The following is a 15,880-nucleotide window of genomic DNA, read 5'->3' as shown; positions in this document are numbered from 1 at the left end:
CCCCACTATTGATTACTACTGATCTGCCAGGAAAGCAGGCACAACAATATTTAATTATTTTAATAATTATTTATTCAATAGTTAAAACATAATAGATGTGGGAAGGTTGTATTTATACATCATAAACTCTCCTTACCGGGATTTTATCCTGGAATAAATCATCTACTTACGAATATTAAAACGAGCATCATGTTTCATCATGTAAAAGACCTACAATTTAATGCCAGGGTGTCGCGCCCTGACCCGCGTTTTGCCAACTTACTGTTAGAGCAATTCGGCGGAGAGAACGGCGAATTAGCCGCGGCTATGCAATATTTTACGCAGGCATTCGGCGCTAAGGCCGCGCATCCGGATAAGTACGATATGCTGATGGATATTGCCACGGAAGAATTCAGTCACCTGGAGATCGTCGGCGCTACTATCCAGATGTTACTAAAAGGTGTGAACGGCGAATTAAAGGATGCCGCTGAACAGACTGACTTTATGGTAGCCATGAACGGCAAGGCAGAAAAAGAAAGTGTGATCCACGCGGCTCTGTCAGCCAATCCGCAATTCGCTATCATCACTGGCGGTGGAGTAACTCCCCGTAACAGCCAGGGTATTCCGTGGTGTGCCTCATATGTAAACTCTAACGGTGACCTTACAGTTGACCTGCGAACAAATCTGGCCTCGGAATCAAGAGCCAAACTGGTGTACGAGCACCTGATGAAATTCACGGACGATCCTTATATCCACGAAACACTGTCTTTTTTAATGACAAGAGAAGTGACTCACTATAAGATGTTCGAGGCAGCACTGAATAGTATCCCGGATAATTTCCCGCCGGGCGTTCTGGGCGCTGATCCCCGATATCTGCAAAATGTTTATAATATGTCTGCCGGTACGGTCAGAGGTCCTTGGAATGAGGGCGAAATGCCCGGCATGGACAAAAATTGGGTATATGTTTCTGATCCTCTAACACAAGCTCAGGAAAGTGTTGGACAAACCAAATTACCGGAAGATTTCAGCACTGAATCAAAGCAAGCTGAAGAGCTTGATAGGAAAATGAGCGAAATTAAAAGTGCCGAGGAGAAACAAGCTGAACCTTCAGGCGTAGCGCAATGGAGTAATTATCAAACACTAGCAAATTAATAAATAACGCATCAATACCATGAAAACGACAACATCAAAAACAGGAAAAATGGAAAATTCAGAATTTCATGAATTTTTCGTAGACGAATTAAAAGATATTTACTGGGCTGAAAAACACCTGGCTACCTCGCTGCCTAAAATGAAAAAAGCGGCTACAAGCCCAGAACTCGCAGCGGCCTTTGATAAACATCTTGGAGAAACTAAAACCCACGTTGAAACTTTAGAAAAAGTATTCGAACTGCTGGGTGAAAAAGCCGCGGCAAAAAAATGCGATGCAATGGTGGGAATTTTGGAGGAAGCCAGCGGTATTATTGAAGACACTGAAAAAGGCACGATGATACGGGATTGTGGATTGATCTTAGGTGCGCAAAAGGTAGAGCATTATGAGATCGCTACTTATGGCGGTTTACGCACGTTAGCTGCGGCAATGGGGCATCAGGACGTTGCCGACTTATTACAGCAAACACTGGACGATGAAAAAGCTACTGATGAAGCGCTAACCGCTATTGCGGAAAGTTTAGTGAACACTGAAGCTGTTGCTGAATAATCTTAACCTGATTCAATTGATTATAAAATAAGGTTGCTGAAAGGCAGCCTTATTTTTTGACATTTTTTAATCACATGAAAAGCTTTACAATGCTGCAAGCATTTGAATAGTATTACCCGGCAAACGTTAGTCTTTGAAACCATTGCAATCTCCAACGTTGGTGGTAAATTACTGAACTTTCAGAAGATATGGTATGAAGATGATATGAATAATCTGCAAAAAGCAAATTTTGTAAATTACTCAGGACGAAAAAAATGTCTATCGTGATCATTACACGATAGACATCCATCAAAGGCTTTGATATTAAATTATTTTACATCCCCCATCACTTTGTTGGCAGTACTTTTACCGGGTAAGTAAATCTGTAATCCAAATGATAAATTCAGATTGCTTTGATAACCGGCGTTACCAAAACCGGTAGTACCATTATATTTCAGCAAAGTTTCTAACCCTATATTGGGTGTAATAAAGTATGCGAATCCTGGTCCAAATCCAAAATTTAAGCCGTTGGTATGACCGCCACCATCTGTAACGTTAATACCTCCTATTCCAACTGTACCTTCTGCGAAGATTCTTCCGTGGCGAAGTACTTCAACATCTTTCCCAGTATAATAGCGGCCTAATGCGCCTATGCCATAAGTGGTAGTGGTGCTGCTTTCTTTAGCAGTTTGCAATCCGAAATTCAAATAACCGCCAACTGCAATGTTGTCTTGAATAAACCACGCCGCTTTTGGTGTTACGTCAATACTAAATATCTTAGAATCATCTAACCCCAGATTAAGGTTGGCAAAATTGCCGCCCACAAATACATTTCCCTTTTGAATTTGCGCGTTAGCGGAAAAGCTCAAAGCTGTTAGTGCAAAGGCTGTAATTAAAGTAAATTTTTTCATTTGTTATTGTTTTTATTAAGTATTGGTTAATACATGCCATATTCGAGCCTAGATTGTTTAAGTATGGCTTATAATTTACATGGAGTTTTTTTTATCACTGATTTTTTGCGTGATAGCGGCCATTAGTTTCTTGTAAGGCTCTTCGAACTTTTGAATACCCTCTTTTTCAAGTTGAAGTGCTACTTCTTGCATATCAATTCCGTTATTGTCAAGCATCTGTAGAACACGCTGCGCGTGATCCTGTCCTTTTTCTAATTTCGCTTCCGCTGATCCATGATCTCTAAAAGCATCAATTGTGTTTAAAGGGGCTGTATTAACTGTATTCTCTCCTATTAATTCCTCAATATATCTTGTATCCCGGTAAGCCGGATTTTTATTGCCTGTACTGGCCCATAATAAGCGCTGCGGTTTGGCGCCTGCGCTGGCTAACCTTTGCCAACGGTCACCGCTGAATAACTGCTTATATAAATTATAAGCAGATTTAGCAGCAGCGATCGCCGCTTCGCCTTTCAGTTCATTAAGATTCTTTTCTTCTAAAATTGGATCAATATGTAAATCAATTCGGCTTAAAAAAAAACTTGCTACGGATGCAATCTGACTGATGGACTGACCAGAGGCCAAACGATTTTCCAATCCTTCGATGTAGGCAAGCGCAACAGCTTCGTAGCGTTCAAGGCCAAATAACAGCGTTACATTTATATTAATACCTTCACCAATTGCAGTACGTATGGCCGGAATACAAGGCAAAGTTCCGGGAATCTTGATCATTACGTTTCTACGATCAACCTTTTCCCATAGCTCCCGCGCCTGTCTTATAGTAGCATCTTCGTCCATTGCAAACATTGGAGATACCTCTAAACTTACATAACCATCAGCACCACTTACTTCCTCATTATAAACGTGTGAGAACAAATCAGCGGCCTGTTGAATATCTTTAATAGCGAGACTAAAAAAAATATTGTCGGGATCAATGTCCGTTTTGGCCATATGCAAAATATCGGCATCATAGTCTTCACTTGAAGATATTGCTTGCTCAAAAATTGCCGGATTTGATGTAACTCCACGTATACCATCCTCATCAATTAACTGCTTTAGCTTACCCGAGTTCATAATTTGCCGGTCAATAAAGTCCAGCCATATACTTTGCCTGAATTTGTTATGTATTTGCTTAACCTTATTTAAACGCTGTACATTATTTAAAAGGTCTGGAGATGATTCGATTAAATCATTATGCTGATTAGTCTTTTCCATTATAATACTTTTTATTTTTTGAATTTGAATAGTGCATTCCGGCACAATGCCATTGGTCTCAGCAGTTTGTTTTAAGCCGACCAATAATTTGTGTGTAGTAACCTGATTAGAGGAGATATATTTATAACTATAAGACAGACCAAATGTTTCAATTTATAATTAAAATACTGTCGTAATAATTTAATTTGCATTTAACCTTTTGAAGATATAAACAATCCCACTGCATTTGGGTTAATACACTCATCAACTTCAACTTCCTTGAGCACTACTCCTGATACTTCCCATTCGCCTGCTGCCAGGATTATACTAATTACGGGCTTAATGTTATTGTTGATCGCAGAATGCTTTTTCGGATACCGTTTGCAGGACTTATCAGCGAAGCAAGAGGCAATTAAGGCTGATCATTCTGAGATCAATAGTATCACCTATGGTTTATTGTCGGTCGATCAGTGGCAGGATGAAATTGCCGGAATAATCAACCGCCAGGTCAAACACTTTAAGCTTACCAAAACGCAAAAAAAAGAACTTCAGACTGAAATTGAGGAAGTGCTTTACGCGCTAATCAATAAAGCTGAAGCTATGGTGGATAAAAAGCCTGAAAGCCTTATAGGTAAAATTCGCAAGCTGGCGGTAAAAACATTTGTTAATACTGATAAGATCAAAGCCCAGGTACCGGCGATGGCAAAGACCATCATCGCTAAAGCGGACAATCCTCATCAAAAAAATAAATTGAGCGACCTTGCCATGAACAAACTAACTGATTTCCAACAGGCACGCCCCATAGACAGTGCTTTACGGGCAAATCATAAGATGTTCAATGAAATGTATCATAAATATAAGGTTGGATCGAAAACTGCACTTAACTTAAAGCTGGATACATTATTGGCAAACATTCGGACAGAGATGTATCGATACTGCTTTTTAATGTTGGCCTGCATAGTTTTCGTGCTGGGTTTATGGTGGGTTCTTCGTAAAAACGTGCAGCTGCACCCTACGCTTTTTATTCTTTCTCTCCTCTTTGCATTTATCTTGTTGGGTGTCGGATTAAGCGCGTCAATGATCGAAGTAGACTGCCGGATTAGTACCCTGGATTTTGTTTTGCTTGGTGAACATGTAGTTTTTAAAGACCAGGTATTATTCTACGAAACTAAAAGTATTTTAGGCGTAGTAAAAGTTTTGATAAAGCAACCGGAATTCGACTCAATAGCGGTGGGAATATTGATTTTGTCTTTCAGTGTGCTGTTTCCGGTTCTTAAACTGAGTTCTACAGGAGTATATTTGTTGGGCCGAAAAACTTTAGCAGAAAACCGGATTATTAAATTCTTTGCTTTTCAGTCAGGAAAATGGAGTATGGCGGACGTGATCGTCATAGCTATACTTATGACGTACATTGGATTAAATGGTTTGCTGAGCACTCAATTAGCGTTGCTGAATATCCGTTCTCAGGATCTGACACTTATATCAACAAACAATACTGCGCTTCAACCCGGCTATATCGTATTCATCAGCTTCGTACTCTACGGCCTGATATTGTCGACCATATTAAAGTATATAAAACCTTATGACGCTCATTAAATGAAGTATTCGTTTTATACCATAGGTTTATTGATAGGGCTTAGCATGTTGCTGGCTGGCGGTGTGTTTTCAGCATGGCGTATCGATCAGCTTTCCGCTGAACGCGAAAAGATCAAAGAAGATTACAGCCTTTCCAACAGTGTGAGCCTTGGTCTGTTTTCAATAGACGCCTGGCAAGACCGTATTGCGGATGTAATTAAACATCAGCTTCAAGAATTTCATATAACTCCTTCGCATAGAAAAGATCTGCAGAAAACCGTAGAAAACGAAATGCACGTGCTGGTCAAGAAAACAGTTAGTGAAATTAACCGCCCCCAAAAAAGCTTAGGTGGAAAGCTAAAAAAAATGGCTTTTAACGCACTGATTGATTCGGCAGAGTTACAAGCGCAGGTTCGACCTTTCGCCAACACTATCGTAGCGAAAATAGCCAGCCCGAAAAGTGAACGCCGGCTGAAGCGTATTGCCGGTAGTAAACTTGATCAGCTAACCGGGCAGATATATGATAGTGTAAGGATAGCAAATTATGCCGTAACCCAATACATTTACAAAAAATATCAGGTAAATGACCCAATTACTTTCAATAAGCGAGTTAATCAAAAACTCGAGCAAATTGATATAATATTATTGCGTTATGTGTACGGTTTAGCAGGAAGCATAACAGCTGCTTTAGCGCTATGGTGGATATTGCGTAAATACGTAAAGTTGCAAGTCACATTATTTATTTTCGCGCTGCTATTTGCTTTGCTGCTATTAATAACAGGTACCGTTGTACCGGTAATTGAAGTGGACGCCCGCATCCAATCGCTCGAACTGAAACTACTTGGAGAAGAAGTACTTTTCCAAAATCAGGTGTTATTTTACCAGAATAAGAGCGTCATGGGAATTGTAGGCACACTCTTATCTCAATCAAAACCTGATACCATAGTGGTCGGTGCACTAATCCTGCTATTTATTCTGATTCTGCCACTATTAAGATTAATTGCAAAGGGTATTTATGTGTTAAGCCCAAAAAACATTGCACAGCATAACGTTATACGTTACTTTACTTTTGAACTGCATAAATGGGATATGGCAGATGTAATGGTCGTTGGTATGCTGATGACCTATATCGGGTTGAACGGGATTCTAAAAAGCCAGTTATCTGCGCTTAACATTCACGATAACTCATTAAAAGTAGTAACCAATAATGGCACATCATTGCAAGCGGGTTTCTATATTTTTGCCGGTTACGTCTTATTTTCGGCTTTACTTTCCCAAATTTTCAAACAGGTTTCGCCCCATGATCAACTCTGATTATATTGAGAATTGATCAAGTAAAGTCTTTTCGGAACGTAATGCTTATAATCATTCACCGTAGAGGTCATGATTCTCTGATTTTCCCTTCACAAGCAGGTGATTAGTTCAAGTGTAATGAACGGGCGAGCCGTTACCTAATGTGTAAACATAAAGAACGAGGTATAGAACAATTTCGCAACTTTTTTGTTACAAAATAACACTCCCTAATTGCTACAGTATGCAACTCAAAATAAAAGATCAGCCTTTTTATTTACAGGCAACTGCCGTCTTGTTTGGTATTATTCTCATCGTTTATACTTTATTTACACTGGCAGATATTCTGATACCGATGGCTTTCGCGGTATTTCTCGCGATCTTATTAAACCCGGTGGTCAATCGCTTGCAACGCTGGCGTGCAGGGCGGATAGTATCTATATTGGCTACAATGGTTTTGGCGACTATTTTAGTAGTTGCACTGTTTTATTTCTTATCCAGTCAAATAGCACAATTTGGTGATTCTTTGCCCATGCTCAAACAAAAGTTTGCAGAGATATTACTGGAAACCAAACACTGGGTCACGGCTCAGTTCGGCGTCAATGAAACCAAACAGGATACCATGATAAAGAATGCGCTGGATAGCAGCCAATCTATGGTTGGCAAGACACTGAATGGTGTGTTAGGCGTATTTGCTGTAGTAGTGTTGATACCTGTCTATGTATTTTTTATCCTGTTTTATAAAACGCTTTTGCTGAATTTTATTTACGAGGTATTTGCTGAAGAAAATTCTAAGAAAGTAAGTGAGGTATTGGCAGAAACTAAATCAGCCATTCAAAGCTACATTGTCGGTCTTCTTATCGAAACATTGATTGTTGCCGTAATGAATTCGATAGCCTTGCTGCTACTGGGGGTAAAATACGCTGTGCTGATCGGAACTTTAGGTGCTATCTTAAACCTGATACCTTATTTAGGAGGGATCATAGCAATTGCTTTGCCTGTGCTGATGGCTACTGTTACTAAAGACGGCTTTGCCACCCAGTTAGGTGTAATAGGCGCCTACATTGTCATTCAGTTTATCGATAATAATATTTTAGTCCCCCGAATAGTATCCTCCAAGGTACAAATAAACGCGCTGATGTCTATCATCATTGTTTTGTTAGGCAATCAATTGTGGGGACTACCGGGCATGTTTCTGTCTATCCCTTTTGTGGCCGTTCTTAAAATTATTTTTGACCGCATTGATGGCCTTAAGCCCTGGGGCAAGTTACTGGGCGACAATATACCCACACAGCACAAAGGTGATCTGTGGAAAAATCCATTGAAAAGAAAACCTGCACTTAATCATTCATAGCTGGTAAGTTAAAACGCTTCGCCCAAATTGAGCAATATGGCACTGTAACCCTTACTCACACCATAATCAATACCAATGTTGGTGCCTGAAGCTTTGCTGAACTTTATGCGTAACCCGGTACCTGCAGCGGGATGCCAGGATTTAAACAAACTGCCTGAACCACTTACCGTATTGGCATTGGCAAATACCACAAAACCCAATAATCCGTTGCGTGTGATGTCACGACGATATTCGCTTTCTAAATAAAATAACGTACGGCCACGATAACGATTCTGGTCAATTCCACGGCCTGAGCGGTTATATGGGTCCCAACCAATACTTGGCAGATCGAGGAAGGGCGCATTGCCATTAAAAGCCGTCCATAAATAAGACCAGAAAGCCAAAGTGTTTTGCTGTAAAGGCCGCTCAGGATTCACCGGAACGTATTTACGAACATCAATATACAAGGAAGTCCAGTTTTGATTACTGCCTAAAAATTTCGGATTAACGCGATATATGATGTTAGCATAAGCTCCCGGTAAAGGGTTGACTGTATTGTTGCGGGTATCATATAATACATTAAATGCTACGCCTGACGACACGGAACTGCCATTAGTACCATAAGCGTAATTGGTAAATTGTGAGAGATCAACATTCTGATCATCACTTTTTATATTGGAGTGAAAATCAAGATTGTAACCAAAACCCGCAAAAAGATAAGGCCTCAGCTGTTTTAAAGCACTTTGATAAAAACGTATGTAATTATAATTTACCAAAGTATTTTCATCAATTTTATTAGCGCTTCCCAGCCCCCACGTTAGCTGCGGATAGTGTAAAAAACGGGTATCACCTTGAATTGTCCAGGAATTTCCTGCTAACCAGATACTGGTGCGTAACGGCAAACCAAATCGCCCTTTTAAATTCCAGTAAGGGGCAAATGTAGCTGTGGAAGCCGTGGTGGTTTCCATTGGCCCGAAATAAATACTCGCGGTTGTACTGGTCATTAAGGCCCTGCCATTAGCGCCGGGAACATTTCCTCCAAAGGGGATTAACGAAAAATAAAGTTTTTTGCCCCGCTTTGGTTTAGCTGGTTTGGAGTTAATGTTAAACAGTGATTTGGCAACGTCCAATAAGTCGGTCTGCTGTGCAGTATCTTGTTTAGAAACCGTATCGGGGATAATCGAATTGGCTGTTTGCCCCATAGCAATAACAGGCAAAACACACATGATGGTAAAAATTATATTGCGCATAATGAAATGAGTAAATGGAAATAGTAGCGTATCAGAAGCTGGAAAGTAATCCCGAATCAGATTCGGGTCGAATATGATATTATACGAACCGCTTACAATTAGATTTGTTCTATTTTGAAACGTTATGACTTTGAAGTGATGATGATTGAGAACGTCTTTACCGCGAAAGTTAACAGAGTAAATAAGTTTAAGATTGACGTCTTGCTATTGATGGATTAAAAGGCAGCGTGAACCAAAAAGTACTTCCTTCTCCTAATACGCTTTTAGCGCCTATTTCGCCACGATGTTTTTTAATAATTTCGGCACAGATATACAAGCCCAACCCTAACCCGGAATAAAGACTGCCTGTATTGCTTACCTGGTAATACCGGTCAAATAAATGAGGCAATTTTTCGGGCGTAATACCAGGCCCTTCGTCAATAATTTCTACCAGCGCAAACTCCAATGTCCGAGTTAGTCTGATCCTGATCACATTACTTTCTGGTGCGTATTTAATGGCATTAGTTATCAGGTTACTTAAAACCTGTTCTATACGCCCCTCATCGGCTATTACGGTAACGCCTTCTCCTTCAGTTATTATTTCGTATTTCTGATCAATACGGATATGATGTACATAATCACCGATAAGTTCTGCAAGATTGACTTCTGTTTTGTTTAAGCGGAGTTGACCATCATTGAACTGGCTGGCACTCAAAAGATCAGTAACCAGCTCACTAATCCGGTTCACATTGCGATTGCTTTTTTCAATCAAACCGGGAGCCATTTTATTGGTCAGATCGCCTTTCATCCGATCAAGCAACTGCAGCAGCGCTTTCAAACTGGTAATGGGCGTTTTTAGCTCGTGGCTGGCAATATTAATAAATTCATCCTTTTTTTTCATATCCTGCACATGTTCATTAATATTAGCGCAGGAACCGAACCAGTTAGTGAGATTACCTTCTTCGTCCAGAAACAATGCTGCTTTCAGCAGATGCCATTCATAAATGCCGGCTTTATCAATCAGCCTGATCCTTTTTTCAAAAGATTCACCGCTGATCAAACTTTCACGCCAATCCCTTGACAATGCCCTGCGATCATCAGGATGAACTTTCGACATGATAAATGAAACACGGGTGTCTTGCCCGTTACAATCAAAATACTGGCAAAAACGCGCGTTTACATAATCAACGTAACCATCGGGTGTAGCTGTCCAAATAATCTCGGGTACGAGGTCAGCCATGAACTGCAAGCGTTTCTGTTCTCTTTCAGATGTCTTTTTTGACAGTAGTAATTCTTTTTCAAAAGTCTTTCGTTCGGTAATATCGGTCAGCACTACATTAATAGCCAACAGCCGGTTTGCTTCATCTAATTTTGCAGAGGCATTCAACAACACCGGCAAAATAACCCCGTCTTTTTTCAGTACCTCATAGCTAAGTTCTCTTACCCCCCTATTCACAGCAGCCATCGGCCAAAAGAACATTTCGAAATGCATTTGCCCACCCTTAGACAAAAGTCCCGAAAATTTTTTACCGTGCAGTTCATTCAGCTCATACCCAAGCCATCCTAATAATGTTTGATTGATCTTGATGATATTTCCGGAAGGCGAGAGTGAGAAATAACCACAGGGAGCCTGCTGGTATAGCTCTTCCAAATCGATGATGGCTTGGCCTTCCATCTAATTTTGCTGAATATAGGAGCGGATTGCGGAAATAGTTTCTTCCGGTTCGCTGATATGAGGACAATGCCCGGTGGCTGCAAGCTGAACAAATTTATTACCAGGTGTATGCAGGTGCACATATTCGCCAACGGTTAAAGGCGCAAGTATATCATCCGAACATTGCAGTGTTAAGCTGCTAACCGTAAGCTTAGACAGATCGGCACGATTATCAGACATAAAGGTTACCCTTGCAAAATCTCTCGCCACATCCGGGTTAGTCGAACAAAAGCTGCTTGTCAGGAATTCGCCCAGCTCAGGCCTGTCAGAATTACCAATAATTACAGGTGCCATTGCGCTTGACCAACCCAGGTAATTGCTCTCCATAAATTCAAAAAGCCCTTCCAGATCCTGCTGTTCAAACCCACCGGTATAGTTCTCGGCATTCAGGTAGCGCGGCGAAGGGCCTATCAAAACCAACTTAGAGAAATACTTTGGATGCTGTATTGCTGCCAGAATACCTATTATGCTGCTGACTGAATGACCTACAAAAACGATATCCTTTAATTCGAGGGCCTCGCATATATCCAATATATCCTGCGTATATCCATCCAGTTTACTGTATTTAACTGCATTATATTGTAATATATCAGATCGGCCAGAACCGGTGTAATCAAAGAGGACTACTTTGTAATCATCGGTAAAAGCATTAATTACAAACTTCCATGCATTCTGATCACAGCCAAAACCGTGAGCGAATAAGATGACTTGGTCACCATTACCAATCACTTTAACGTTATTTCTTTTGATAATGGATTCCATAACAAGGGTTGAACTCACAAGGTACGTTTTATTTTACAAATTGATATATCATCGACCGTGTTACAACAGCTTGCATATTTTAGGCAATTTCATCAATGTCATATTTATCTTTTTTCTTTCATACCATGAAAATCGGATATTATCAAAAATCAACAGTTAATTAATTGTTATATATTTTTACCAAAAAGAAAATTAACCATATATTATATCTACCTTGCACACTTATTAAAATAAATAAAATGCAAAAAGAAGGAACAGTGAAATTTTTCAATACCCAAAAAGGTTTTGGATTTATTTCGCAAAATGACAACAGGAGCGAAATATTCGTTCACGCTACAGGACTTATTGATGAGATCCGTGAAAACGATCAGGTAGAATACGATGTAGAAGAAGGCAAAAAAGGCCTTAATGCGATCAATGTAAAAGTAATATAATACACTACTATAAAATATCGTAAAAGCATTCGCATAAAAAGCGGATGCTTTTTTTTGCTTTCTATCTTTTGATTGCTCAGTCAAGCGCTTGCATCAAACAAACTTAATATCCTCTTGTTAAAATTGAGAACGCAATAAAGCCGATTTAAATCATTCCTCCCTTCAACTTATGAAAATTGGCATAATTGCTCATCTGAAACACCCTATTAAGGCACCCTTTGCCGGTGGGCTCGAAGCTTTTACTTATGAGATCAGCCATCGTTTGACGGAACGTGGCCACGAGATAATATTATTCGCCAGTTCATCTTCTGAGGCAGGTGGTACCTTATATCCAATTCTTAATGATATTTCATATGATCCAATGTCCGGAGAACGTATAAAGAAACCGGATTTGAGTTCTGAATATATTGCCGAGCATCATGCATATTATCAACTGATGACGGAAATAGATAGAATGAACCTGGATGTGATATTCAATAATAGTTTACACTATGTGCCTGTCATGATGGCCGGCGTAATCCGAAGTCCAATGGTCATGGTATTGCATACCCCGCCTTTTTATGAACTTAAGCTGGCTGTCAGGGCCGAACAGGATTTTAAAAATATCGCATACGTAACTGTTTCCCGATCTAACGCAAACAGTTGGAGGGATTTTGTACCAGATTGCCCATTCATTCATAATGGTATTGACCTTAATAAATGGTCTTTTTACCCAGCTGGCCTGCAAAAAAATTATGCTGTCTGGTTTGGGCGGATTCATCCAGATAAAGGACTTGATCTGGCTATCCGTGCAGCTAAGCTGGCAGGAATTCCGTTAAAAGTTGCCGGTGCTATCGGCGATAAGAAATATTATAAAGAAATTATAGAGCCGCTGCTTGATGAGAATACTGAGATGCTGGGTCTTTTGAATCATCAGCAGCTGAACAAATTGATTGGTGAAGCACAGGTTTGCCTGATAACACCGGTATGGCAGGAGCCTTTTGGACTGGTTGCAGCTGAAGCAATGGCTTGCGGAACCCCGATAGCCGGCGTAAAAGCTGGTGCGCTACCAGAGATTATAACAAATGAAACCGGATTGTTAGTTAATACACATGACGCTAATGATCTGGCCAAAGCGATCCGCCAGGCAATCACTATGAACCGTCAAAAAATAAGGGAGCATGCTGAAGCAAAGCTAAATATTGATGATATGCTAACGCATTACGAAAATTTCCTGGAATCATTGATAGCGGATCGTTTGTCTGTAAACACTAATGCTTAGCCTATGCAAAACCAAAAAGCATCCAGTATCAAACTACAAGGCCTGGATGTTTGCCTTGAACGTATCGCCGCAAACGCTTCAAATATCGATGATCCGCTATCTGCACCTGTAGCTGAATTCAGATGGCTGGCTGAATGCGGGGCCCTAAAGGTAGTTTTACCAGGAGAAGCTCTTGACTTTGCCCATCCCAACACAGCGGCTCTTCTGGATCTTCTGAAAAGGATTGGTATGTCAAACCTTTCTGTTGGCCGAATTTACGAGGGACATATTAATGCCCTTTACCTTATATACCTATATGCAACGGAAACGCAAAAGCTAATATGGTATAATGCGGTTATCCACGAGCAAGCGCTGTTCGGCGTATGGAATACCCAAGCTAAAAATGGTATAGATTTTAAAAATCAGGGACAAGGTTTGACCTTATATGGTGAAAAAACATTTTGTTCCGGTGTATCTATCGTTACCCATGCGTTAGTTACCGGAAATATAGCTAACTCCGATCGAAATGGTTGGCAAATGATGATTTTGGATATGAGTAAAGTTGGCGCTGATCAGGTTGACCGAAACAGTTGGCAAACCATGGGTATGAAAGCTTCAGGAAGCTTCACGACAGACTTTACAGGATATCACGTTTCGGAAAATGAGTTGTTGGGATTACCGGGAGATTACCTTAAACAACCTTATTTTAACGGAGGGGCAATTCGGTTTGCGGCAGTACAATTTGGTGGTGCCGAAGCAATTTTGCATCATACACTGAAGTATCTTGAGAAGATGGATCGTACCGGAGATCTGTTTCAAAAGGCGCGAATAGCCGCCATGTTAATGGATATAACTACAGGAAAGCTGTGGTTGCAACAAGCAGGGATTAACTTTGATAAATGGGTAGATGATATGGAATATGCTGATCAACTGATCGCCTTTGCCAATATGACCCGTACAGTAATTGAAGATATTGGTTTAAGGGTTATGCAATCAAGCAACGTATGTGTAGGAGCAAGAGGATTGATGGCTCCGTCACCGCTTGAACTTCTAAATCGGGACCTGACCTTTTATCTCCGTCAGCCTGCGCCCGATGCGACCCGCCTGGCTATTGCCGATTATTTAATCAACCTTTATAATTAAAATATGGCAAATCCATTTGATAAAATTGCCTTTTGGGACAGCGCAATAGAGGCCGACACTGTTTTTTTAAGCAATATCAATAGCTGTTTAATACTTGCACCACATCCGGACGATGAATCTTTAGGCTGCGCCGGACTGATAGCCTTGCTACGTCAGCAAGGCTGTCGGATAACCATTGTGGTAACTACTGATGGTAGTCAATCTCATCCTAATTCCAAACAATATCCGGAAGCTGCACGTATCGCTTTACGTAAAGCGGAGACTAAGTGTGCGCTAAGCTTGTTGCAAATACCTGACGATCATATTCACTTTCTAAACGGGATAGATACTGCTCTGCCTGGAAAACATGATGAAGGTTTTTCTCAATTCAGTAGTAGGTTAATTGACATCATTGACACCGTAAATCCGCAGCTTTATGTGGTTCCCTATGAATTGGACCCACATCGCGACCATCGGGCTACCTGGCAGATTTTGAACGCAGCATTAAAAGAGGTTGAACACAACGGGATCACAGTTTGGGAGTACCCGATATGGCTATATCAAAATGCTGTTGTGGATGACCTTCCAAAGTTGCAGACCGGTGAGTTATTGTTTATCGATATTACAGCCGCTTTGGAAATAAAACGTCAGGCGATTGCCTCCCATCGCTCACAAGTAAGCAATTTAATTAGTGATGATCCTGATGGGTTCATGCTAAGTCAGGAAATGATCAACAATTTCCTGACCGGCAAAGAATACTTCATGGAGCGAAAAAGCCTTAGAAAAGAGCATACACTACCCGCTGATTATTTTCGACGTCTTTATGATCAAAATCGTGATCCCTGGAACTTTGAAGCCAGTGAATATGAACAAGAAAAGTACCAAGCGACTATCACCTATTTATCCCAACCAGTTTACAAAAATGCCCTCGAGATTGGTTGTTCCATCGGGGTACTAACAGCATTGCTTTGCACAAAGTGCGATCAGTTATTATCAATAGATATTAGCGAAACGGCGTTGGATATTGCCAAAGAACGTCTGAAAAACCATCCACATGTTCATTTCAGGCTGGCCGCTATACCTGATAGCTATCCCGATGGCAAATATGATTTAGTTGTGCTGAGCGAGGTAGGTTACTATCTCTCCATGGAAGATTTGCTGGCCACTAAACAAAAAATCTACGAAAGCTTGCTCCCTGATGGCACGCTGATCATGGTGCATTGGATACATTATGTAATTGATTATCCATTAACGGGCGATCAGGTACACCAGGTATTTATTAACGATGGTGCGTTTAGTCCGATTTCATTTAAGCGCACTAATGACTACAGGCTAAATGTATTTAGCAAATCTGCCAATGCTATATAACGTCGCATTTTATAT

Annotated in this window: 14 protein-coding genes; 9 read left to right on the top strand and 5 right to left on the bottom strand. The window is 40.6% G+C overall.

Annotated features, from left to right (window positions below):
* The first annotated feature begins 189 nt into the window (after positions 1–189).
* Complete coding sequence (locus IM792_RS07295; RefSeq protein ID WP_194101171.1) at positions 190–1,131, top strand: manganese catalase family protein; 942 nt, start codon at positions 190–192, stop codon at positions 1,129–1,131.
* Positions 1,132–1,150: 19 nt separating this feature from the next.
* Positions 1,151–1,678, top strand: a complete 528-nt coding sequence (locus tag IM792_RS07290; protein ID WP_194101170.1) for a ferritin-like domain-containing protein — start codon at positions 1,151–1,153, stop codon at positions 1,676–1,678.
* 308 nt (positions 1,679–1,986) lie between these two features.
* Here the strand turns inward: IM792_RS07290 and IM792_RS07285 are convergent, their stop codons facing one another.
* Both IM792_RS07285 and tal read right to left on the bottom strand, forming a co-directional pair.
* Positions 1,987–2,568: a hypothetical protein gene (locus IM792_RS07285; RefSeq protein WP_194101169.1), complete on the bottom strand. Its 582-nt coding sequence runs from the start codon at positions 2,566–2,568 to the stop codon at positions 1,987–1,989.
* A 75-nt stretch (positions 2,569–2,643) separates the two neighbouring features.
* Complete coding sequence (gene tal / locus IM792_RS07280; RefSeq protein WP_228084974.1) at positions 2,644–3,903, bottom strand: transaldolase; 1,260 nt, start codon at positions 3,901–3,903, stop codon at positions 2,644–2,646.
* A gap of 174 nt (positions 3,904–4,077) precedes the next feature.
* Here tal and IM792_RS07275 point away from each other — a divergent pair, with 174 nt between their 5' ends.
* The 3 genes from IM792_RS07275 to IM792_RS07265 all read left to right on the top strand — a co-directional run bounded on the left by IM792_RS07275 (position 4,078) and on the right by IM792_RS07265 (position 8,017).
* Positions 4,078–5,394 (top strand): paraquat-inducible protein A, encoded by a 1,317-nt coding sequence (locus IM792_RS07275; protein WP_228084973.1) that lies wholly within the window; start codon positions 4,078–4,080, stop codon positions 5,392–5,394.
* Positions 5,395–6,687, top strand: a complete 1,293-nt coding sequence (locus tag IM792_RS07270; protein WP_194101168.1) for a paraquat-inducible protein A — start codon at positions 5,395–5,397, stop codon at positions 6,685–6,687.
* A gap of 220 nt (positions 6,688–6,907) precedes the next feature.
* Complete coding sequence (locus tag IM792_RS07265) at positions 6,908–8,017, top strand: AI-2E family transporter (protein WP_194101167.1); 1,110 nt, start codon at positions 6,908–6,910, stop codon at positions 8,015–8,017.
* A gap of 8 nt (positions 8,018–8,025) precedes the next feature.
* Here the strand turns inward: IM792_RS07265 and IM792_RS07260 are convergent, their stop codons facing one another.
* The 3 genes from IM792_RS07260 to IM792_RS07250 all read right to left on the bottom strand — a co-directional run bounded on the left by IM792_RS07260 (position 8,026) and on the right by IM792_RS07250 (position 11,701).
* A complete protein-coding gene (locus tag IM792_RS07260; protein ID WP_194101166.1) occupies positions 8,026–9,246 on the bottom strand; it encodes a BamA/TamA family outer membrane protein in 1,221 nt (406 codons plus the stop codon).
* A 187-nt stretch (positions 9,247–9,433) separates the two neighbouring features.
* A complete protein-coding gene (locus tag IM792_RS07255) occupies positions 9,434–10,900 on the bottom strand; it encodes a PAS domain-containing sensor histidine kinase (protein ID WP_194101165.1) in 1,467 nt (488 codons plus the stop codon).
* Complete coding sequence (locus IM792_RS07250; protein WP_194101164.1) at positions 10,901–11,701, bottom strand: alpha/beta hydrolase; 801 nt, start codon at positions 11,699–11,701, stop codon at positions 10,901–10,903.
* 239 nt (positions 11,702–11,940) lie between these two features.
* On the opposite strand from IM792_RS07250, the gene IM792_RS07245 reads away from it, so the two are divergent.
* The 4 genes from IM792_RS07245 (at position 11,941) to IM792_RS07230 (ending at position 15,865) form a co-directional block, all read left to right on the top strand.
* Positions 11,941–12,135, top strand: coding sequence for a cold shock domain-containing protein (locus IM792_RS07245; protein WP_194101163.1), 195 nt, complete (start codon positions 11,941–11,943; stop codon positions 12,133–12,135).
* A 169-nt stretch (positions 12,136–12,304) separates the two neighbouring features.
* The gene (locus IM792_RS07240; RefSeq protein ID WP_194101162.1) at positions 12,305–13,396 is read left to right on the top strand and encodes a glycosyltransferase family 4 protein; all 1,092 of its coding nucleotides are present in this window, start codon (positions 12,305–12,307) and stop codon (positions 13,394–13,396) included.
* 3 nt (positions 13,397–13,399) lie between these two features.
* Positions 13,400–14,518, top strand: coding sequence for an acyl-CoA dehydrogenase (locus tag IM792_RS07235; protein WP_194101161.1), 1,119 nt, complete (start codon positions 13,400–13,402; stop codon positions 14,516–14,518).
* Between the two features lie 3 nt (positions 14,519–14,521).
* Positions 14,522–15,865, top strand: coding sequence for a bifunctional PIG-L family deacetylase/class I SAM-dependent methyltransferase (locus IM792_RS07230; RefSeq protein ID WP_194101160.1), 1,344 nt, complete (start codon positions 14,522–14,524; stop codon positions 15,863–15,865).
* Positions 15,866–15,880: the final 15 nt, after the last annotated feature.

The sequence above is a fragment of the Mucilaginibacter sp. JRF genome (assembly GCF_015223065.1).
In the GTDB taxonomy this organism is placed as follows: Bacteria; Bacteroidota; Bacteroidia; order Sphingobacteriales; family Sphingobacteriaceae; genus Mucilaginibacter.
Note: the sequence above shows the minus strand (reverse complement) of the source record. Positions and strands in the feature narration are given on the sequence as shown.